The 21,871-nt window shown below is 60.2% G+C and carries 16 protein-coding genes; 5 read left to right on the forward strand and 11 right to left on the reverse strand.

The features are described 5' to 3' along the window. Window positions 1-43 precede the first annotated feature (43 nt). Complete coding sequence (locus ACQKEN_RS20455) at window positions 44-1,900, reverse strand: hypothetical protein (RefSeq protein ID WP_427688263.1); 1,857 nt, start codon at window positions 1,898-1,900, stop codon at window positions 44-46. 483 nt (window positions 1,901-2,383) lie between these two features. Next, complete coding sequence (locus tag ACQKEN_RS20460; RefSeq protein WP_427688349.1) at window positions 2,384-3,367, reverse strand: hypothetical protein; 984 nt, start codon at window positions 3,365-3,367, stop codon at window positions 2,384-2,386. A 75-nt stretch (window positions 3,368-3,442) separates the two neighbouring features. Here ACQKEN_RS20460 and ACQKEN_RS20465 point away from each other — a divergent pair, with 75 nt between their 5' ends. Continuing rightward, complete coding sequence (locus ACQKEN_RS20465) at window positions 3,443-4,720, forward strand: autotransporter outer membrane beta-barrel domain-containing protein (protein WP_427688335.1); 1,278 nt, start codon at window positions 3,443-3,445, stop codon at window positions 4,718-4,720. A 75-nt stretch (window positions 4,721-4,795) separates the two neighbouring features. On the opposite strand, the gene ACQKEN_RS20470 is transcribed toward ACQKEN_RS20465, so the two are convergent. The 5 genes from ACQKEN_RS20470 to acnA form a co-directional block, all read right to left on the reverse strand. Further along, a complete protein-coding gene (locus ACQKEN_RS20470; protein WP_427688265.1) occupies window positions 4,796-5,461 on the reverse strand; it encodes a hypothetical protein in 666 nt (221 codons plus the stop codon). Window positions 5,462-5,884: 423 nt separating this feature from the next. Further along, on the reverse strand, window positions 5,885-6,538 hold the full coding sequence (locus ACQKEN_RS20475) for a hypothetical protein (protein WP_427688266.1): 654 nt from the start codon (window positions 6,536-6,538) through the stop codon (window positions 5,885-5,887). 284 nt (window positions 6,539-6,822) lie between these two features. Next, window positions 6,823-8,388, reverse strand: a complete 1,566-nt coding sequence (locus tag ACQKEN_RS20480; RefSeq protein ID WP_427688268.1) for a methyl-accepting chemotaxis protein — start codon at window positions 8,386-8,388, stop codon at window positions 6,823-6,825. 101 nt (window positions 8,389-8,489) lie between these two features. Then, window positions 8,490-9,281, reverse strand: a complete 792-nt coding sequence (locus ACQKEN_RS20485; RefSeq protein ID WP_427688270.1) for a CPBP family intramembrane glutamic endopeptidase — start codon at window positions 9,279-9,281, stop codon at window positions 8,490-8,492. A gap of 354 nt (window positions 9,282-9,635) precedes the next feature. After that, window positions 9,636-12,377 (reverse strand): aconitate hydratase AcnA, encoded by a 2,742-nt coding sequence (gene acnA / locus ACQKEN_RS20490; RefSeq protein ID WP_427688272.1) that lies wholly within the window; start codon window positions 12,375-12,377, stop codon window positions 9,636-9,638. A gap of 234 nt (window positions 12,378-12,611) precedes the next feature. On the opposite strand from acnA, the gene rlmM reads away from it, so the two are divergent. The 3 genes from rlmM (at window position 12,612) to ACQKEN_RS20505 (ending at window position 16,294) form a co-directional block, all read left to right on the forward strand. After that, the gene (gene rlmM / locus ACQKEN_RS20495) at window positions 12,612-13,679 is read left to right on the forward strand and encodes a 23S rRNA (cytidine(2498)-2'-O)-methyltransferase RlmM (protein ID WP_427688274.1); all 1,068 of its coding nucleotides are present in this window, start codon (window positions 12,612-12,614) and stop codon (window positions 13,677-13,679) included. Window positions 13,680-14,213: 534 nt separating this feature from the next. Further along, entirely contained in the window at window positions 14,214-15,641 is a 1,428-nt protein-coding gene (locus tag ACQKEN_RS20500) for an FAD/NAD(P)-binding protein (protein ID WP_427688276.1), read from the forward strand. Between the two features lie 164 nt (window positions 15,642-15,805). Continuing rightward, window positions 15,806-16,294, forward strand: coding sequence for a hypothetical protein (locus ACQKEN_RS20505; RefSeq protein ID WP_427688278.1), 489 nt, complete (start codon window positions 15,806-15,808; stop codon window positions 16,292-16,294). On the opposite strand, the gene soxR is transcribed toward ACQKEN_RS20505, so the two are convergent. Continuing rightward, window positions 16,285-16,746 (reverse strand): redox-sensitive transcriptional activator SoxR, encoded by a 462-nt coding sequence (soxR, locus tag ACQKEN_RS20510; RefSeq protein ID WP_427688280.1) that lies wholly within the window; start codon window positions 16,744-16,746, stop codon window positions 16,285-16,287. The genes ACQKEN_RS20505 and soxR overlap by 10 nt on opposite strands. 179 nt (window positions 16,747-16,925) lie before the next feature. On the opposite strand from soxR, the gene ACQKEN_RS20515 reads away from it, so the two are divergent. Further along, window positions 16,926-17,267 carry an antibiotic biosynthesis monooxygenase gene (locus ACQKEN_RS20515; protein ID WP_427688282.1) on the forward strand — a complete coding sequence of 114 codons (342 nt, stop codon included), beginning with the start codon at window positions 16,926-16,928 and terminating at the stop codon, window positions 17,265-17,267. 31 nt (window positions 17,268-17,298) lie between these two features. Here ACQKEN_RS20515 and ACQKEN_RS20520 read toward each other — a convergent pair whose 3' ends face one another. The 3 genes from ACQKEN_RS20520 to ACQKEN_RS20530 all read right to left on the reverse strand — a co-directional run bounded on the left by ACQKEN_RS20520 (window position 17,299) and on the right by ACQKEN_RS20530 (window position 21,742). Then, on the reverse strand, window positions 17,299-18,402 hold the full coding sequence (locus tag ACQKEN_RS20520; RefSeq protein WP_427688337.1) for a sigma-54 interaction domain-containing protein: 1,104 nt from the start codon (window positions 18,400-18,402) through the stop codon (window positions 17,299-17,301). Window positions 18,403-18,643: 241 nt separating this feature from the next. Next, window positions 18,644-19,780, reverse strand: a complete 1,137-nt coding sequence (ssuD, locus tag ACQKEN_RS20525) for an FMNH2-dependent alkanesulfonate monooxygenase (protein WP_172612785.1) — start codon at window positions 19,778-19,780, stop codon at window positions 18,644-18,646. Between the two features lie 345 nt (window positions 19,781-20,125). Continuing rightward, entirely contained in the window at window positions 20,126-21,742 is a 1,617-nt protein-coding gene (locus ACQKEN_RS20530) for an inorganic phosphate transporter (RefSeq protein WP_427688284.1), read from the reverse strand. Between the last annotated feature and the right edge of the window lie 129 nt (window positions 21,743-21,871).

Raw genomic sequence — 21,871 nt, forward strand, 5'->3', positions numbered from 1 at the left:
TGGTATGTAGTGGTAGGCGAGCCTCATCGGCCCGCCAAATTATTTAGCAGCCCGATCCAGGGGTTGCCATGCGGATTAATACAGGCGTAGTAATGGAGTTGACTGGACCATTCGGGCCTTGGACACGGTAGTAAGCTTCTGCGCGTCCTGTGCAGATCAGTCGAAGTTGTTGGTCGGTGACGCGAAAGCTATAACCCTCCACTACCTCAAACTCGTCAAGTACATGTGTCATTTCGAAGCTCGCACCTGGCACGGGTGTGTCGCCATTTGCTGCGTTATATCCGCGAAACACCACGGTGACTCGAGGGTACTTTTCAATATTTTCATAGGGTACAATATGGATGGGTGTTCCATCCGGACTCAATATCGGGCTGATTGCATTATTTTGGTTCGCTTTCGTAAAAATTGGCCCTTGTAGGCCTGTTTCTCCGCCCGGAAGGTCACCTTGAGAACGGACTGAGACGCTTTGAGCTGACGATCGTGAAATATTTGGGTTTGTGGTTTGCGATATCGCGTAGAACACCTTGATATCTTCGCCCGTGCCCTCTCCAGCCAGAATCCTATTGGGGATGGTGAGCATCAAGTCTCGATTAATATCGCTTGAACGCAGCGTGTAGATCACCTGTTCGGCTTGTGAACCCCAAGTAAGCGTAAACACATCGCCAATGGCGAATTCGTCTCTCCAGCCAATTAGTGCGTAGGCATCAAGCAGGAAATCGTCTTCGTCGATTACATTGTCTTCATTATTGGCATTACTGCTGCTGCCGCGAATAACAGGAAGCGCTAGAGCGTCGTTTTCGGGCGTGCCCGGTTCCGGATCTTGCGGGCCAGGCAGCGTAATATTGACATCGACCTCTAGCTCTAACGAGGTGCCGACCAGAACATTGTCACGGCGTACTTCATAATGTAATTGCGCAATCCCATCGCCCGCTAGTGCGATGATCGCATATCGTACGTTTATGGTGAAAACGGGGTCGAACGTTTCATCCCCAGGATTCAACTGGACTTCTGGCAGGGGGTAGCTGTCCCAGAAAAGAGTTACGTTATCGCCGGGTAACGCATCGGGATACTGAGGGATATCCACTGCCACCCCTGCTCTGGCGTCGGCGTCGTCCACAATGCCATCACTCGCCTGAGAACAAATGGGGGCAAGATAGTTATCTGGAATATCTACAAGGAACAAACGGAATGTGGTTTCGTTCGACTTGATCGACTGGTTTCCTGCCCGATCTGTGACAACGAAGGTAACCGGCTCCGTGACATCGCCCAACCCTTCCAGGAACTCACGAGGAAAGCTCAACATCACGCGATCCATTGTCACTTCCGATGAGGTCACCGTGTGCTCAGGTCCGGCGGTCGACCCCCACGAAGTACGAATCAGATCGCCCCATGCCATCCCTGAGTAACCTGGAACTTCAGCAATAAGAGTGCCGCCCAACTCAGTCAGTTCATCGGCGGTAAGGATCCCATCCTGTGTTTGAGGAGGAAAAATCATGGGGGCGATTAGGTCACCGCCGGGTGCGATTGTATCTACGATGAGTGGAATCTGCGGCGACTTTACAGATACCGCACCGCCCTCGTTGGTTGCTGCATAGCCAACGCTATATTCTCCATGCTTTAGAAGTTCTGGCGGTATCACTAAGGATATAGGGGTGCCGGGTGTCTCGTCAGTGATAAAGAATTGTTCTGTCAGGGTCTCTTTACCCCAGGTGATCTGGCATGAATCTCCGGGCAATGCTTCGTTCCAGCACGGAAACACGATATTGACTGGCTGCAGAAGAGCGTCAAGTGTAAGCAAGCCGTCAATGGGGTCAGCCGTTGGAATAGTTGGCGTAGTAAGTGCCTTGGAAGGCCCGCGTGATTGACGGGTTACCAGCGAGCGATTTTTCGAATTACACATTATGTTTCTCCTGGAAAAGGCAGCCAGTTGCATCGGCCCGGATGAGGCTGCCTATATTTTTATATCGCCATTACAAAGTGTTATGGCTAATTGGCCGATGATTACAAGCAAAAGATTCTGTCAGATAGTTACGCTACGTAATCGAGAAAATTTGATGCTGTCAATCTTTCTTATGATAGGGCTGTTGGGTCCAAAAAAAGCGTGGACGGTCTGCGCTTTAATTCTGAAGTCCTAATGCACGTAATGTCAGCTCGAGTAGTCTGTCAATACTAGAGGTGGATTTTTAATGTTAAAAATTGGGCGCAAGTCGGAGAGGTCCTGCAAAGCTGCGCCGTGCTCAGAAGTGTTGATGAGCTGGATATCGGCATGATTGTTCATAATTTCGGGCCAGGATCTTAGCTGTGGATTCGAGAAGCGATCTGCGTCTGTAAGAAATAGCCTACAATTAATTCAGCCGCTTCTGCGTAAAAATAATACACGCGCTTAGTCTTGAATGAGTTGAACACTGCATCGTGTGCATTCTTTTTTGTGATTGAGATATCTACCGTGAGTCAACGTACTTGTAAGCGGTCTAACGCTGCGTCTTGCCGGCAGGCCGCCACCGTCATATTGACTATGTCGCTGGCAGCTCAAGTTTCTGCGGGGGACCAAATTTCCAGATCCACTTTTCCCATTGTTGTTCCCGCAGGGCAAGTTGAAAATGTGAGTCAAAATACTGGCCTGGACTATGTACTGGCCGGGCCTGGCGCGACTTTGAACTTGTTTACCGGCGCTCAGATAAATAAGGTCTCCAGCCCAGGCTTGGGAGGGGTACTTAATATAAATGGCGGCGTGATAAGGCATACGCTGAATGATGCCTTCACGGAGGCGGCGGTCATGCTTTCCGGAGGGCGAATTAACGCTGCTGGTGCGGTAATCATCAGCTCGACCCGGGCAGCTATTCGGCTGCAGCGGCTTGGTGGCGCTGAGTCCCAGGCGAGATTTGTTAATAGCCATATAACCGGGCTGGGTAGAGGCATTGAGGTGGGTGCCGGGACCGTGACTTTGGTGGGTACGAGTGTGAATGCCGCAATGCGCCCAGACGGAGAGGGAACGGGAATTTACGCCGCTAGTTCCACGGTCACGATCGAGGACAACAGTCTCGTGGAGGGCGATGGGGTTGGGTTGATTGCGACTTCCGCGGGCAAGGTTCCCGGTAGCGGCGAGCCTGAGCTCGGCGCGAACTTGATCCTCATTGATCACTCTCGGGTAGCTGGAATGTCCGATTCTGCAATTCGAGTCAGAGGCAACCACATGTTTAGTGGCATTGCTGAGATAACCGTTAGGAATGGCGCCGAGCTGTTCGCTGGGAACGGCAATCTGATCGACGTTCAAGACAGCGGCGTGGTGCAGTTGGTTGTTGATGACAGCAGTCTTGCGGGGAACCTGCTCGCCGGCGATGGCAGTCAGCTCGACGTAACGCTGCAAAACAGCGCGCGCTTTAAGGGCAACTTGCTCAATGCTGAAAGTCTCACAATCAACTCCGAAGCAGCATGGACGCTGGTGGGCGATACCGTTCTTCCAAAGCTCACATTGGGTAGCGGAATAGTCCGTTTTGACGGGGAGACGTTCAACAAGCTTACGTTGGGTGAGCTGTCCGGGAGGGGCACATTTGATATGCGCGTTAATCTGGACACTGGGGCCAGCGATTTGCTGAATGTGGCAGGTGTCGCTAAGGGTATTCATCTCCTCAACGTACACAACACCGGCACCGAAGCGGTCCCCGCCGAGTTCGACCCGCTTCGGGTGGTTCACACCGAAGGCGGCGATGCGGAGTTCGGTCTGGTGGGCGGTCGGGCGGATCTTGGGGTGTATTCCTATGAGCTCGAACGCCAGGGCACTGACTGGTTTATCGTCGGCTCGGGCAAGGAGATCAGTCCCTCCACGAAAAGTGCGCTGGCGCTGTTCAACACGGCACCCACGGTGTGGAACAGCGAGTTGACGACGTTGCGCAGTCGCATGGGGGAAGTGCGGGGCCAGGAGCAGGGCGGCGGCTGGATGCGTACGTATGGCAGTCGCTTCAATGCGGCGCTGGATTCCGGCGTTGATTACAGCCAGAAGCAGCAGGGTCTGTCGTTCGGTGCGGACGCGCCGGTGCCGGTGGGCAACGGTCAGTTGTTGCTCGGATTGATGGGCGGTTACAGCCAGTCGGATCTGGACATCGGCCGAGGCACGTCGGGTCAGGTCGACAGCTATTACGTCGGCGCGTACGGCACGTGGTTGTCGGAGGGCGGCTATTACCTGGACGGCGTGATGAAACTCAACCAGTTCCACAACGAGTCCAAGGTGGCGATGAGCGATGGCACCAAGGCCAAGGGCGATTACAGCAGCAAGGCACTGGGCGGGTCGCTGGAAGTCGGCAAGCATGTAAAGCTGGGCGATGAGTATTTCGTCGAGCCGTTCGCGCAGGTGTCCAGCGTCTGGATCGATGGCAGCAGCTACACACTGGACAACGGCATGCAGGCCAAAACCAACCAGACTCAGTCGGTGCTGGGCAAGGTCGGCACTACCGTGGGACGCAGCTTCGCCCTTAAGGACGGCGGCGTTGTTAAACCCTACGCACGGGTGGCGTTGGCCCACGAGTTCTCCCGCAGTAATGACGTCAGCGTGAACGGTCAGCGTTTTGACAACGACCTGTTCGGCTCCCGGGCGGAATTGGGCGCAGGTGTTTCGGTGTCGCTGTCCGAGCGATTCCAGGTACACGCTGATTTCGACTACATGAAGGGTGAGCATGTTGAACAGCCTTGGGGTGCGAACGTGGGTGTGCGTCTGGCGTTCTGACATTCGCATCAATTGATTGAAACGCGGTTCCAAAGCCCCGGCTGCAGCGATGCAGTCGGGGCTTTTTACGTGGGCTTACGGTTTCGGCTGCATCCGGCGCCGTCGTGGGGGACGACCCGTGGTCGAGCCCTTGCCGCGTCGCTTCCTCAGGCGGGGCAGGTTGACGGTCAGCGTTTCCGAAATGCCGACGAGCCTGGCGCGCCGCACCACTTCGTAGCGCACCTCGACGCATCCGCTTTCGTAGTCCGCCAGGGTTTCATTATTAAGGTATTGAACCAGCCGAGGGCCTTTACGGCCTTCTACCTTGCCGACGGTGGTGTAGAAGGTGTTGTGGCCCCAGCGCAGCTTCAGGTGATCCCCGAACCACAACTTCGGCGAGCGCGGGATGTTGATGTAGATGCCCACGTTCAGCTGGGCGTCGGTAGGCCCCTCGGGGTCGGCACCGGTGATGTAAGGGGCTTCGAACACAGGCGCCGGGTCCGGGTCCTTCACCTCGTGGTGCCAAGGGAATCCCGGGGCGTTCTGAAGCTGGCCGGCGTAGACCATCGCCTGTTCAGCCGCACTCTTGCCCACGGGCGGCCCTGCCTGCAGATCTTCGTAGAGCGGGATTGAATTCTTGCCAGGCGATTTGCGTTTCGTCCTGCGGGTATTTTTGGGGTTTGGCACTGTTACCTTTTTATTGTTATCTGACTCGGTTGGTTGTGAGTGAGGTGACGGCTGGATATCCGTTTCATCTTCCATTGGAAACTCCTTGATCAGATCGCTAGTGCGAGGATTACAGGATGAGGTGTTGTGCGCTTGCTTGTAGGAATGCGGCGCTGCACATGCCTATGATCGATTCGAAAAATATTACTGTCAAACAAGCGAAGTGCATGGGATTGCATGGCTTCTTCGAAAAACTTTCACAGTTGAATATGTCCTTGATGTGTGAATGCGGCAGTTTTTGCGGCCTTTTTGGGTGATTTAAATAATTATGTACCGCGCGTAGTCTATAAAATTCTTATAGTCCATCAGACGCTTCCTACGGAGATGTAGGTTCTGTGGAATGTAAGCACCAAAAAATAATTGAAAATATTTTTTCCGGGCAAATTTATTGACAAAACCTCCACGCATAAGCGTGGAGGTGGTTAACTTTGGTATTCAGTTGAATAGCCTGAACGCTGGTTACAATTTTACTGAAACCAGGGTCGGCAGGCTGGTGATGGATACGTTGCCCGCGCGGTCGGTGACGAAATACTCGACGGACACGTTTTCCGCTGCATGGGCTTGCAAGTGTTCGCGGCTGAAAGCGATTTCAACTGGCCGGAGGGTGAGCTCTTCCGTCTGGACCTTATGGGACGGGCCTTCGACGCCGTTGAGTAATGTCTGGATGACATCGCCGGGTTCCATGCCGGCGTAGCCAGGGAGCAGGCCAACGAGTTGATCGCCGAAGGTGGCGGTGGGGAAGATGAGGGGAGCGAGGAGGGTGGCGCCGGGTTTTGTTCGGTCTACTCGAACCCGTGTAGGCCCCGACTCAGCGATGTTTCCCCCTGGGTAGGTGATGTAGCGGTAGGCGATTTCATAAATGCCATCACTTACGAACTCATCTTGTTGAAGGTAAGCGGTCACCTTATCGCTAGTTCCAGGATTTGGGATTGGAAAGGCTTGCGTAGGGCCAACTGCTTCGCTATTAAGTAACAGCTGATATGCGTCACCACTTCTAACGAAGTCCGGCACATCAAGGATGACGACCAAACCATTCTCGAGTTCGCTGGTTAGCAACAAGCCGTCCGACTCAGCTGCTGGAATGGACGGGGAGGCGAGGCGTTCACTATTCATTAATTTCTCCATCGAACACACCTCTACGCTTTCATTCGCAGAGAGAGTGCAAATTAAATTAGTCGTCCAGACCAAAAAATACTCCACCGATGGTGGTAACTATTTATCGTCTTTCAATAATCAACTAATAGAGTTCGACAAATCCTGTCAATGCCCCAGGCCCGCTTCAAACTCAAAAACCACACGCTCCAACGATTTTCAGAAATGTCCTACTTAAATCCTGATACCAACAAAAAGGCCCCGGCAGACGATCTGCCGGGGCCTTCGCATAACCCGTCAATCACTCAGCGGTTAAAGCGCTCCACCAATGAGTATTGCGTGTTGGCGGTCTGGGTCAGCTCCGCACTGAGCGTGGCCGAGCGACGGGCTTCGTCGGAGGTCTGGTCGGCCAGGTGCGCGATGGTGCTGATGTTGCGGCTGACCTCTTCCGCCACCGAGCTTTGCTCTTCGGTGGCGGCGGCGATCTGCGTGGTCATGTCGGTGATGTTGGCCACTGCATCGCTGATGCCCACCAGCGCCCTGTCGGCTTCCATGACCTGCTCGACACCTTCTTCAGCCTGGCGACGCCCTGTGTTCATGGTCTGCACCGCGTTGGTCGCCGTCTGTTGCAGCTTGGCGATGAGGGCGTGGATCTGGCCGGTGGATTCGGTGGTGCGCTGCGCCAGTTGGCGGACTTCATCGGCGACGACGGCAAAGCCACGACCCATTTCGCCCGCGCGAGCGGCTTCGATCGCCGCGTTGAGGGCCAGCAGGTTGGTCTGGTCGGCGATGCCTTTGATGACATCGACAACGCCGCCGATTTCATCGCTGTCCTTCGCCAGCTGAGTTACGGTCAGGCCGGTTTCACCCACCGAGGCCGACAGACGCTGGATGGCTTCGCGGGTGTCGCTGGCAATCTCGCGGCCTCGGCGGGTCAGCTCGTTGGCCTGCTGGGTGGCGTCAGCGGTGCGCTGCACGTGATTGGCCACTTCCTGGGTCGTCGCGGCCATCTGGTTGACAGCGGTGGCGACCTGCTCGGTTTCGACGCGCTGACGTTCCAGGCCGGTGGAGCTGGCCTGCGCCAGGGTGTCGGACTGACGCGCCTGGGCATTGAGGTGTTCGGCAGTGTCCTGCAGCCGGGTGAGGCAGGTCTTCAGGCGCGCTTCCTGGCTGAGGATCGACATCTCCAGCCGTGCTTGCGCGCCACGACTGTCGGTGTACATCTGCGCGATCAGTGGGTCGGAGGTGGTTTGCTCGGCCAGCCGCAACAAGCGCTTGAGGCCACGCTGTTGCCAGCTCAACCCCAGCAGGCCCAGCGGCACGGACAGCGCGGCGGCGAGCAGGAAGCCCCAATGGGAATTCAGCCACACACCAATCAAAAAGCTCACCTGGCTCACCAGGATGAATGGCAGCCAGTCCTGCAACATCGGCAGCCATTTGTCGCGGCTTGGCACTGCACTTTTGCCGCTGTTCAGGCGTTGATAGAGTGCTTCGGCGCGACGCACCTGTTCAGCGGTCGGCTTGATGCGCACGGACTCGAAGCCCACGACCTGCTTGTTCTCGAAGACCGGTGTGACGTAAGCGTTGACCCAATAATGGTCGCCGTTTTTGCAACGGTTCTTGACGATGCCCATCCACGGCAAGCCCTGCTTGAGCGTGGCCCACATGTGTTCGAAAACCGCCGATGGCACGTCTGGATGGCGCACCGTGTTGTGCGGCGACGTGATCAGTTCATCCTGGGAAAAACCGCTGACTTCAATGAAGGCGTCGTTGCAATAGGTGATGACGCCGCGCGCATCGGTGGTAGAGATCAACCGTTGCTGCGCCGGGAAGGTCCGTTCGCGTTGAGTAATGGGCTGGTTATTTCGCATGAGCTATTCGATCCAGGAAGGCTGTGAACGGTTATCGGCCCGAAGCGAAAAAAATTAAGCTTTTGTGAACTGCTTCATATTTCGGGTGTCTTCAAACACGCTTACCGGTCGAACATCGGATAGGTGAACAGGCTGAAATGCAGCAGGTTTAGGCCAAAGTGGGTGAGCACGGCAGCAGGCAGGCCGCCCAGTCGATAAGCCACTCCGTAACCTGTGCCTGCGATGCCCGCGAGAAGCGCCCATTCCCAGCCAGCGCCGAGGTGCGCCAGGCCGAACAATGCGGACGCCAGCACGATTGCGAGGGCGTCGTGGCAGGGCAGAGGTTGCAGCCATCGTTTCAGGCTCCCTTGCAGGTAACCCCGAAAAAACAGTTCCTCGGTCAGTGCGACCAGCAGCAGGTTGTTCAACGCCCAGATGCCCGTTTGCTCGGGCCACTTGGGCGACCAGCCGACGACGCCCAGCAGCAGCGCTGTTGATAAACATGCTGCGGCGGTGAAGGGAAGAGCAATGCTGGTGACGCCCAGCCAGCGTCGTGGACCAAACGCGATAAACACCCAAGGGCAGGCGATTGCGATCCAGACGCCGATGAGGGGCTTGTCGAGATTCAGGTACATCGAATAGGGCGCGGCCTCGGGGCTGAGGCGCACGCCGGCAATCGCCCTTGTGCTAAGGAAACCCGGCCACCAGTGACTGGCCAGCCCCGCTGCGACGGCGATAAACAGGGCGTGGCCGAAGAGGCGCACGGCGCGGTGCTGGAAATGGCTGACACAGATGGCGGCCATGATCAGCAGGCCGAACGTGACAACCACGGGCACGCTCAACTGGCCGTAGAGCAGCGCCAGGCAGTAGCCGAGAGAGAGCAGAAAGAGGGTTGTCCAGCGTTGCACCGACATGAAGTCGTCCTTGAGCGTCGGAATAGACTGGCGATTTTAACGTTGATTAAACGCGTGTGTATGTCAGATCAGCAGGGAGCTGGTCCGATTGTTTCGTGGATGCTGGGCGAAGGTAGTGTAGGGCGTTTCTGATGACGAGGGATTTGGGTTAGACGCTGGCAATTTGCGTTGAGGCAGACGACGCCTTCCCGGCTAAAGCCGGTCCCACTAATTGCACGCGGTGTGCCCGTAGGACCGGCTTCAGCCGGGAAGAGGCCGGTTTGAGCACCATTGATATTGCGTTGTGGCATCTGACGCCTCCCCGGCTAAAGCCAGTCCCACTGACAGCGAGACCGGCTTCCGCCGGGATGAGGCTCAGGACGCAATCAATTGCCGCAACACGTAGTGCAGAATCCCTCCCGCCTTGAAGTATTCCACCTCGTTCAGGGTATCGATCCGGCACAGCACGTCGATGTTTTCCTGCTGGCCATCCTCACGGGTGATCTGCACCGCCAGGCTCATGCCCGGTTGCAGAGTGGCGCCGGTGAGTCCGGTGATGTTGAGCACTTCCTTGCCGGTCAGGCCCAGGGTTTTGCGGCTCTCGCCAGCCTTGAACTGCAGGGGCAGCACGCCCATGCCGACCAGGTTGGAACGGTGGATGCGCTCGAAACTCTCGGCAATCACCGCTTTGACGCCCAGCAGATTGGTGCCTTTCGCCGCCCAGTCGCGACTGGAGCCAGTACCGTATTCCTGCCCGGCAATGACCACCAGCGGCGTGCCTTCTTCCTGATAACGCATGGCTGCGTCATAGATCGGCAGCTTCTCGTCGGTGGGCACGTGCAGCGTGTAGCCGCCTTCTTCGCCGCCGAGCATTTCGTTGCGAATGCGGATGTTGGCGAAGGTGCCGCGCATCATCACTTCATGGTTGCCACGCCGCGAGCCATAGGAGTTGAAGTCCTTGTACTCCACGCCCTTGCTGCGCAGGTAGCGACCGGCCGGGCTATCAAGTTTGATGTTGCCGGCGGGGGAGATGTGGTCGGTGGTCACCGAGTCGCCCAGCACCGCCAGCACGCGAGCCTGCTGCACGTCGGCGATAACCGGAAGCGGACCGGCGACGTCCTCGAAGAACGGCGGGTGCTGGATGTAGGTCGAGTCCGGCTGCCAGACGTAGGTCGCCGCCTCGGGCACCTCAATGGCCTGCCACTGCTCATCGCCGGCGAACACCTCCGCGTATTCCTTGTGAAACATGCCGGTGCTGACGTTCATGACCGCGTCGGCGATCTCCTGCTGGCTCGGCCAGATGTCACGCAGGTACACCGGCTTGCCATCGCTGCCTTTGCCCAGGGGTTCGCTGCTCAGGTCGGTGCGCACGGTGCCGGCCAACGCATAAGCGACCACCAGCGGCGGGGAGGCCAGCCAGTTGGTTTTCACCAGCGGATGCACGCGTCCTTCGAAATTGCGGTTGCCCGAGAGCACCGACGCGACGGTCAGGTCCGATTGCTGAATGGCTTTTTCAATCGGGTCAGGAAGCGGTCCGGAGTTGCCGATGCAGGTGGTGCAGCCGTAGCCCACCAGGTCGAAGCCCAACTGATCGAGATACTGGGTGAGACCGGCTGCATTGTAGTAATCGGTCACGACCTTCGAGCCCGGCGCCAGCGAACTCTTGACCCACGGTTTGCGCTGCAGGCCTTTCTCCACGGCCTTTTTCGCCAGCAGCCCGGCCGCCATCATCACGCTGGGGTTTGAGGTGTTGGTGCAGGAGGTGATGGCAGCGATGACCACCGCGCCGTTCTTCAGGCGATAGGTCTGGCCGTTGTATTCATACTCAGCCTCGCCCACCTGGGCGGCGTTGCCCACTGCGACACCGCCGCCGCCTTCGCTTTCCAGTCGGCCTTCTTCGTGCTTGCTCGGGCTGACCGCCAGCCCCAGGAAGTCGCTGAAGGCCTTGGACACATCGGGAAGGGCGACGCGATCCTGGGGACGTTTAGGGCCTGCGAGGCTGGCGACCACCGAGCCCATGTCCAGCTCCAGCGCATCGGTGAACGCCGGCTCCTGACCGGGCAAGCGCCACAGGCCCTGGGCCTTGCAATAGGCTTCGACCAATTTCACCGCTTCGTCCGGACGCCCCGACAGGCGCAGGTACTCTAGCGTGACGTCGTCGACCGGGAAGAAACCGCACGTTGCGCCGTATTCCGGCGCCATGTTGGCGATGGTGGCGCGGTCCGCCAGCGGCAAGTCCGCCAGGCCATCGCCATAGAATTCGACGAATTTACCGACCACGCCTTTCTTGCGCAGCATTTGCGTCACGGTCAGCACCAGGTCGGTGGCGGTGATGCCTTCGCGCAGCTTGCCGCTGAGCTTGAAGCCGATGACTTCCGGAATCAGCATCGACACCGGTTGGCCGAGCATGGCCGCTTCCGCTTCGATACCGCCGACGCCCCAACCGAGTACGCCGAGGCCGTTGATCATGGTGGTGTGGGAATCGGTACCAACCAGCGTGTCCGGGAAGGCGTAGGTGCGGCCGTCTTCTTCCTTGGTCCACACGGTGCGGCCGAGGTATTCCAGGTTGACCTGATGGCAGATGCCGGTACCCGGCGGCACCACGCTGAAATTATCGAACGCGCTCTGGCCCCAGCGCAGGAACGCGTAACGCTCGCCGTTGCGCTGCATCTCGATGTCGACGTTCTCTCCAAAGGCCTTGTCGTCGCCGAAACGGTCGACCATGACTGAGTGATCGATGACCAGGTCCACCGGCGACAGCGGGTTGATGCGCTGGGGATCGCCACCGGCCTTGGCCACGGCGGCACGCATGGCGGCGAGGTCAACCACCGCCGGCACGCCGGTGAAATCCTGCATCAGCACGCGGGCGGGGCGGTACTGGATTTCCCGGTGGGATTTGCGCTCGGTCAGCCAGTCGGCGAGGGCCTTGAGGTCGTCGCCGGTCACCGTGTGGTTGTCTTCCCAGCGCAGCAGGTTTTCCAGCAGCACCTTGAGCGACATGGGCAGTTTGTCGAGATTGCCCAGCGTGCGCGCGGCATCCGGGAGGCTGAAGTAGTGGTAGGTCTTGTCGTTGACTTCGAGGGTTTTGAGGCTTTTCAGGCTATCGAGGGAGGGCATGACTGACTCCTTGACGGTCCGTGCAGTACGCGCGGACGGGCGATCGACGGTAAGACGGGCTTGCAGCAGCGCTCTGGTTGGCGCCTTTAAGTGATCGTTGAGTAGTACTGGACCCACCGGCTGAGCCAGTGGTTCCTGATTCGGCTATCATGCGCCGCTTTCGAGTCATTGAGGTTAATCCTCATGTACAGCTTGCGCCGCGATCCGATTCGTGGCGCGCGAGGAGACCGTCCCGTGAACACCCTTTTCATGCATTGCCGCCCCGGCTTCGAAAGCGAGGTCTGCTCGGAACTCAGCGAGCACGCCGCTCGCCTTGAGGTGTCCGGCTACGCGAAGGCCAAGACCGACGCCGCCTTTGCCGAATTCATCTGCACCGAGGCCGATGGTGCGGAGCGCCTGATGAACAGCCTGAAGTTCCGCGAGCTGATTTTCCCCCGGCAGTGGGCCCGTGGCGTGTTTGTCCAGTTGCCTGAAACTGACCGCATCAGCGTGATCCTCGAGCACATGGCCGGGTTTGCGCCGTGCGGCAGCCTGTGGCTGGAAGTGGTCGACACCAATGACGGCAAGGAACTCTCGACCTTCTGCCGCAAGTTCGAGGCGCCGTTGCGCAAGGCGCTGGAGAAGGCCGGCAAGCTGATCGACAACCCGAGCCTGCCGCGTTTGCTGCTGACCTTTAAAAGCGGACGCGAAGTGTTTCTCGGTCTGGCCGACGCAAACAACTCGGCAATGTGGCCCATGGGCATTCCGCGCCTGAAATTTCCCCGGGAAGCGCCCAGCCGCTCCACCCTCAAGCTCGAAGAGGCCTGGCACCACTTCATCCCCCGGGATCAGTGGGAGGAGCGCCTGTCGGGCGACATGACCGGCGTCGACCTCGGTGCAGCCCCCGGTGGCTGGACCTACCAACTGGTGCGGCGCGGCATGCTGGTCACCGCGATCGATAACGGACCGATGGCCGAAAGCCTGATGGACACCGGGTTGGTGCAGCATTTGATGGCGGACGGCTTCACCTTCAAGCCCCGCCAGCCGGTGGACTGGATGGTCTGCGACATCGTCGAAAAGCCTGCGCGTAACGCCGCGCTGCTGGAAACCTGGCTCGGCGAAGGTCTGTGCCGCGAGGCCGTGGTCAATCTCAAGTTGCCGATGAAACAGCGTTATGCCGAAGTGCGGCGTTTGCTGGAGCGCATCGAAGACGGCTTCAAGGCGCGCGGCGTCAAGGTCGCCATCGGTTGCAAGCAGCTGTACCACGACCGCGAAGAAGTGACCTGCCATCTGCGGCGACTGGACATGAAGCGCAAGGGCTGATCCGCCCATCACCCGTCTGAAACATCTTGCCGGGCGCCGATCATTGCAGGAGCGCGCTTGCCCACGAATGAGGTGTGTCAGGCGCTGGGTGAGTCACAGAACGATCGCGTTCGCCAGCAAGCCGGCTCCTACGGACGGTGGGTATGACGACGATCGCACGCGTTGCTACGGTCCCGTAGACGCCTGTGGATTTCGATAGTGCGAAGATCTCGCTCACGCTGACGATTCTCGATAGTGCGCCGTTCCCCGTAGGAGCCGGCTTGCTGGCGAACGCGGTTGATGAGACGACATCCTCACACCTGACCCACCGCATTCGCGGGCAAGCGCGCTCCTACAATTGTCTGTGGGGTGTCAGGTCAAAATTCGTGGTTAATCCATCGCGTTCGCCAGCAAGCCGGCTCCTACGGAGTTGACTATTTGGCGTGGCGTTTTTCACGCCAGGCTTTATCTCGAATCGTCTCTGATCGACGAGCAAGGGCACGCTGTCCATAATCAGCCGTGCGCGCCCGCGGGGCGAAGAGAAGGGGAAAGGCAATGAGCGCTGAACACAATGGACCTGACGCCGGCATCCTCATCGTCGGCGGTGGCCTCAGCGGCACCATGCTGGCGGTGCAACTGCTGCGCCTGCCGGGACAACGGCGCATCGTCATCGTCGAGTCACGCAGCGAGTTGGGCCGGGGCGAGGCCTACAGCGCCACCGAACTGGGCCATACGCTGAACGGCAACGCCGCGCGCATGAGCGTCGATCCGGACGACGTCGATGATCTCACCCGCTGGCTGACCGACTACATCGCCGCCGGCGGCTGGCCGGAGTCTGATCAGCAGCACGTGCCGGTGGCCGAGCTGTTTCCGCCGCGGGGAATTTTCGGTCTGTACGTCCAGCAGCGCCTGGCTGAGGCCCGGGCGGTGGGCGAGCGTCACGGTTCGACCGTCGAGCACGTGCGCGGCGAGGTGACCGACCTGCAGACTGACGCCACCAGCCTGCGCCTGACCCTCGCCAGCGGCGAACACCTGACTGGCCGCTTCGGTGTGCTGGCAACGGGCATGTTCGCCGCCGCGCGCACGCCTCAGCGCGATTCAAATGCCCTCAACGCTGCCGCTGTCGATCCGTGGGACGTCAATGCCATGGGCCAGCTCGACCCCCAGGGCCGAGTGCTGATCATCGGCTCGGGCCTGACCATGGTCGACGCCGTGGTGTCCCTGGAGCAAGCCGGTCACCGCGGGCCGATCGACGTGTTTTCCCGCCATGGCCTGCTGCCCCACGTGCGTCGCCAGCCGCCGACGTGGCCGGATTTTCTCGCTGCCGACCCGAACATTCGCAGCACCCGGCAACTGGTCAGGGCCTTGCGCGAGCAGTGCGCGCAGGCGGCGGCCCAGGGCATCGACTGGCAGGCGCCGCTCGACACGGTGCGCGTGCATATTCCGCGGCTGTGGAGTCAGGCGTCTGACCTGCAGCGGCGCCAATTCGTACGCCATGTCCGGCCCTGGTGGGAAAGCCATCACCACCGCTCGCCACCGCCCAGTGCGCAGTTGCTGGAGCGGCTGATCGGCGAAGGGCGCCTGCACATCCACGCTGCCTCGTTGCTCAGCGTTGAGGGCGCTCAGGGCGGACAGATCTGTATCACCGTTCGCTATCGCGGGCAGGACATGGCCGCCACGGAGCATGGGGCAGCGTTGATCAACTCGACCGGCATTCAATACGACTGGCGCCGGGTCGATCGTGCCCTGCCGCGCAATCTGCTGGCCCGCGGTCTGATTCAGCCGGGGCCGCTGGCGCTGGGCATTGCCGCCGACGCGGGCGGCGCCGTGATGGACGCCGAAGGGCGCTACTCCTCGCGGTTGTTCGCCATGGGCCCGCCCTTGCGCGGGCTGTGGTGGGAAAGCACCGCCGTCACCGACGTGGCGTTGCAGGCCAAAGCGCTGGCGGCGCGACTGGCGGCGGCGAGCAACGTGCCAGGCTGACTGGACAAGAAATTGTGTCGACCACGACACAATTTCCGCAGCGCCTCCTAAAGCACGCTCCGAACGAGCCGAAAGCCCCTTATCGACCCGGTAAGACCGCCCGCTTCTCATCGCGAGGCGACAGGGACGTCAGCGATCGGACAGGGCTATGGAGGCCATCGTTCATGTTGAGCTTGAGTTTCAGAAACCCTGCCGAAGCAGCGATGCTGCTGCCGCAAACGGCTACGTCAAACCCCCTCGGCACTGACGACCCGCAGCAGACCCTCAGTGCCGCCGATCAGGTGCGTCAGGGCATCGAAGTGCTGCTGTCACCGGACGCGCAGAAAGCGGCGAAGAAGGGTGACAAGAACGCCGACATCGACGCCACGCACCTGCCTGACCGGATCAAGGAGCAGCTCAAACTGATCCGCTCGATTCAGGCGCGCATCGCCAAACGCATGCAGGACATGCACGCGTTCATGAGCGACCGATCGCTCTCGCCTCGCGCCCGGGAAGGCAAACTGCGCCAGTTGCAGATGGAAATCATGGCCATGACCAACTCGCTGATTCAGGCCACCAACCAGCTCAATCAAGCGATGCAGCAGATGCATCTGTCACTGGCCGACCAGACCCTCGCCGGCACCCTGGTCAGTCCGCAAAACCTTCAATCCTGATCCAGCAGGCGCGGCCCGGCGCCTTGCGCGCTCAGGCTGTCGCCGAAGTTGCGCAGCGGGCAGGCCTCCATCGAGAGGCAGCCGCAACCGATGCAGCCATTGAGTTGGTCGCGCAGGGCGGTGAGGCGGCTGATGCGTTCATCCAGATCGGTTTTCCAGCGCTCGGACAGCCGCGTCCAGTCTTCAACGCTGGGCGCGCGGTCTTGGGGCAGGGTTTGCAGTGCGGTCTGGATCGTCGCCAGCGGAATGCCCAGGCGCTGAGCGGTTTTGATCAAGGCCACCCGACGCAGCACGTCCCGGGGGTAGCGACGTTGATTACCGGCGTTGCGCTGGCTGCTGATCAGGCCTTTGGCCTCGTAAAAGCGCAGCGCGGTGATGGCCACGCCGCTGCGCGCGGACAGCTGGCCGACGGTGAGTTCGCGGGCGATGGGCGGGTTGTCCTGGGTGAGCATGCAGTCTTCCTGTGTGCCGAACGATGCTTGACCTCCAGTTAACTGGAGGTTTTATCTTGCGCAGCATCGCTTGGCCGGACCGGCTTGGCAAGTGGCGCACCGGCGCAAGAATCGTATGGGGCCATGCCGGTTGGCGCAGCATCCTGTTCAGCATCAACCGTCATCCGTGGAGAACGTTCATGACACCCGCAGCCGCTCATCTTCCTTTCAGTCAGTTCGTTGAGTTCACCGTCGATCCGCGCCATCAGGCCGGGCTGGTCGGGGCGCTCCACGAGCGTTTCGAGCAATTCACCCGCACCTACCCAGGCTTTGTCCGCGCCAGCGTGCAGGTCAGTGAAGACCGCCAGCGGGTGCTCAGCCACGTGCAATGGCGGTCGAAGACCGACTGCGCGCGCGCGTTCGAGAATGCCGAGCAGGGCGAAGGGGATATGTGGGAATTGATTCGTCAACACCGGGCGACGTCGATGATCTTCAACGCGTACGAAGTGGCAGGGGAAATCGTAGGACCGCGTCAGGAGTGAACGCAGTCCCACAGGTAGCACGGCTGTGGGCTCACACCGACAAGTGCAGCATCCGTTCACCCTGGGTCTGCTCACCGGGACGGCGTTTGTTGACGGCCAGTTCGCCGATCTTGATCAGTCGCGCGCGCACGACGTTGCGGCTCAACCCCAGCAATTGCGCGGTGTGCACCTGATTGCAGTGGCTGAAACGATAGGCCGCGCGCAACAAGGCGTCTTCGACCTTCTCGTGCAGCGCGCCGGCCTGCTCCTCGAACAGACGCTGGAACGCCCGGGCCAGCAGCGCTTCGGTCGAATCGTCGACGGCGGGGGCTGAATCCTCCTGACGCTCAAGGCGCAGGTTGGACAGGCGCAGATCGCTGGACTGAATCACGCCATTGCGGCAGATCAGCAGGGTGTGGTGAATGACGTTTTCCAGCTCGCGAATATTCCCCGGCCAGCCGTAGGTGCGCAGCTTGTGCTCGGCATCGGCACTGATCTGGATCGGCCCGCAACCCAGACGCTGGCTGTAGACGTCGATGAAGTGCCGGCTCAGCGGCATGATGTCGCCGGGCCGTTCGCGCAGCGTGCTCAGCTCCAGATTGACGACGTTCAGGCGATAGAACAGGTCTTCGCGAAAGTGCCCGGCGTTAATGGCGCGTTCCAGTTGCACGTTGGTGGCGGCCAGCACCCGCACGTTGATCGGCGTGCTCTTGCGCGAGCCCAGCCGCACTACTTCGCGCTCCTGCAAGACGCGCAGCAGCTTGACCTGGATCGCCAGGGGCAGATCGCCGATTTCGTCAAGAAACAGGGTGCCGCCGTTGGCTTCTTCAAACCAGCCGGCTTTGGCGGTGAGGGCACCGGTGAACGCGCCTTTTTCCTGGCCGAACAGCTCGGCTTCCACCAGCGACTCAGAAAATGCGCCGCAGTTGACCGCCACAAACGGCTGGTGACGGCGGCTGCTCAGGTTGTGGATGTGGCGCGCCACCAGCTCTTTGCCGGTGCCGGTTTCGCCGATGATCAGCACGCTGGCATCGCTGGGCGCGACTTGTTCGATGTGGGCCAGCAGCGCCTGGGACCTCGGGTCCTCGAACACCTGCGCGGTGGCGCGGATCGAAGTGGCCAGGGCCGGCGAGGGTGGTAGCGTCAATAGCTGCATGGGGGTCACTTGTGGTTGGAACGGTAAGCGGGCTGTCATGGAGGACTCCTTGTCGCGATGGCCGTTGTCGCGCTGGCAGATCAACCGGTTCCCAGGCGCAGCGCGGCCGCGCGGCAAACGGGTGTGTAGGAGTGAGCTTGCTCGCGATGGGTCACTTGAAGCAGGGGGTGCGGATGGATCTGCTATCGCGGGCAAGGTGGAGCGCCACCCCGGTCCCTCCTACAGGGGGCGGCGCTGAAACTTACTTCTGCGGCGGCAAGTCGTTGGCAATCATCTCGCCGAACGGGCCGGTGAGGTTGGTGATGCCGCGGCCTGCCAGGCTGCGATACGGCTCGGGCAGCAGCGGGAACACCAGTTCGGCGAAGCGGTAGGCTTCTTCCAGATGCGGGTAGCCGGAGAAGATGAAGCTTTCGATGCCCAGGTCCGCATATTCCTTGATGCGTGCGGCGACTTCCTGGGGATTGCCCACCAGCGCCGTGCCCGCGCCGCCCCGCACCAAGCCGACGCCGGCCCACAGGTTGGGGGCTATTTCCAGGTTGTCCCGGCGACCGTCGTGCAGGGCTGCCATGCGGCGCTGGCCTTCGGAGTCGAAACGCGAGAAGGATTTCTGCGCGGCGGCGATGGTGTCATCGCTGATGTGCTCGATCAGGGTATCGGCGGCTTTCCAGGCTTCTTCGCTGGTCTCGCGGACGATCACGTGCAGACGGATACCGAACTTGACGGTGCGACCGTTACGCGCGGCCCGCTCACGCACGTCCGCCAGCTTCTCGGCCACGGCCGCAGGGGGCTCGCCCCAGGTGAGATAAACGTCAACCTGCTCGGCGGCGAGTTCATGGGCCGCCTCGGAGGAGCCACCGAAATACAGTGGCGGATAGGGCTTCTGGATCGGCGGGTACAGGGCTTTGGCGTTCTGCACCCTAAGGTGCTTGCCTTCGAAGTCCACGGCTTCGCCCTGCAACACGCGGCGCCAGATCTTCAGGAACTCGTCGGTGACTTCGTAACGTTCGCTGTGATCGAGGAAACTGCCATCGCCACGGTTTTCATCGGGATCGCCACCGGTCACGACGTTGATCAGCAGGCGTCCGCCAGACAGACGATCCAGGGTCGCGGCCATGCGTGCGGAAACGGTCGGAGAGATGATCCCTGGACGAATCGCCACCAGGTAGCGCAGACGCTCGGTCAACGGCACGAGGGCCGATGCGATCACCCAGGAGTCTTCGCAGGAACGGCCGGTCGGAATCAGTACACCGTGGTAACCCAGATCATCGGCGGCCTGGGCGACCTGCTTGAGGTAATTGAGCGTGACCGGGCGCGCGCCCTTGGTCGTGCCCAGGTAATGGCCGTCGCCGTGTGTCGGTAGAAACCAGAAAACATCCATGAGAAATCCTTCGAGCGGAATCGGTGGGCTTGTGACAAGTGCACCCGTTATAAAGGCTCCCATTTATTCCGTAAAAGAACTGAATTCCATATTTTTATAACCGTTAGAGATATGCCCGGTTTGTACGGATCCGAGGGCTGGATGCGAATGCCTGGGTGGTGAAGAACCCTGTAGGAGCGCGCTTTGTGGGACCGGCTTTAGCCGGGAAGGCGTTGCGCGTCACGCCGGAGGATTGAGGGTCTTTACACAGGCCTCTTCCCGGCTGAAGCCGGTCCCACTAAAAAGCACCGGGCAAAAAAACAGGCGCCGAGGCGCCTGAAGGAGAGTACGGGAGACTCTTGAAAATCAGAAAATCTGGGTGAACAGCCAGTACAGGCTGCCCGACAACAGAATCGCGGCAGGCAGGGTCAGTACCCATGCCATTGCCAGATTGCGCAGGGTGCGCATCTGCAGGCCGGAGCCGTTGGCGACCATGGCCCCGGCCACCCCGGAAGACAAGACGTGGGTGGTTGAAACCGGCAATCCATACATGTCCGCCGCGCCAATGGTCAGCATCGCGACGACTTCGGCCGATGCGCCCTGGGCGTAGGTCAGGTGGGTTTTGCCGATCTTCTCACCGACGGTGATCACGATCCGCTTCCAGCCCACCATGGTGCCCAGGCCCAACGCGATGGCGACAGCCACCTTGACCCACAGCGGGATGAAGCGTGTGGCGGTATCGATCTGCTGCTTGAACGTGTCGACCTTGGCCTGGGTGTCGGCGTCAAAGTTGCCCACCTTGTTCTTGTCCATCACGCGGATGGCTTCGGAGGTCAGGTACATGTCGTTCCGCACGTTGGCGGTGGCCTCGGCCGGCACCTTGGCCAGTGAGCCGTAACTGGCGACCTGATCGCCGATCTTGCCGGCCATCACCGCCAGCGCGGGCACCAGCTCCGGGGTCGCCTGCTTGTCGCGGATGTAGACCGACAGCGTCTGGCGCGAGTCGGCCGGCGCAGGCAGCGGCGACGCTTTGCTCAGGGCCTGTTGCGTGACTTGAGCGACCGCCGCGAACTGCACCGACTGATCGGCCGGCATGGCGCGGTTCAGCGCGTAGGCCATTGGCAGCGTACCCACCAGAATCAGCATGATCAGGCCCATGCCTTTCTGGCCGTCGTTCGAGCCGTGGGCGAAGGACACGCCGGTGCAGGTCAGGATCAACAGACCGCGAATCCAGATCGGCGGCGGCTTGTTGCCTTCTGGCGCTTTGTACAGCGCGCGGTTCTTCACGAACATGCGCAGCGCCATCAGCAACAGCGCGGCGCAGGTGAAGCCCACCAGCGGCGAGAGGAGCAGCGAATAACCGACTTTGGTCGCCTGGGACCAGTCGACACCGCTGGTGCCGTCGCGGCCATGCATTAGCGCGTTGGCGATACCGACGCCGATGATCGAGCCGATCAGCGTGTGGGAAGACGAGGCCGGCAGACCCAGCCACCAGGTGCCGAGGTTCCACAGGATCGCCGCGATCAGCAGGGCGAAGATCATCGCGTAGCCCGCCGACGAGCCGACTTGCAGGATCAGCTCGACCGGCAGCAGCGCAATGATGCCGAAGGCCACTGCACCGCTGGAAAACAGCACACCCAGGAAGTTGAACGCTCCCGACCAGACCACGGCAAAGTTCGGCGGCAGGGAGTGGGTGTAGATCACGGTGGCGACAGCGTTGGCGGTGTCGTGGAAACCGTTGACGAACTCAAAGCCCAGCGCAATGACCAGCGCCACGCCCAGCAGAATGAACGGGGTCCAGGTCAGGACCACAGTGCCCAGATCATCCATGTCCTGCTTGAGGCTGTAGCCGGTGTAAAACAGGCCCAATACCAGCACGACGAAGAAAATCACCATCGTCATCACGCCAGGCTTGCGGCCGAATTGAGCACTCAGTCCGGGCCCCTGTTGCAGAGGGCGTTGAGCCAGTGAGGGGGTTGCCATGGGTTGCGATCCTGTTGAGGGGGATGGCAGACATGATCATTTCAAAATGTGACAAAAATGCGACGTGGATCAATTGATGCGTGGATAGATCGAGATCCAGACCAACGGATGCGTTGTCTAGACCGGCTC

It is taken from the genome of Pseudomonas sp. NPDC078416 (assembly GCF_050268485.1).
GTDB lineage: Bacteria > Pseudomonadota > Gammaproteobacteria > Pseudomonadales > Pseudomonadaceae > Aquipseudomonas.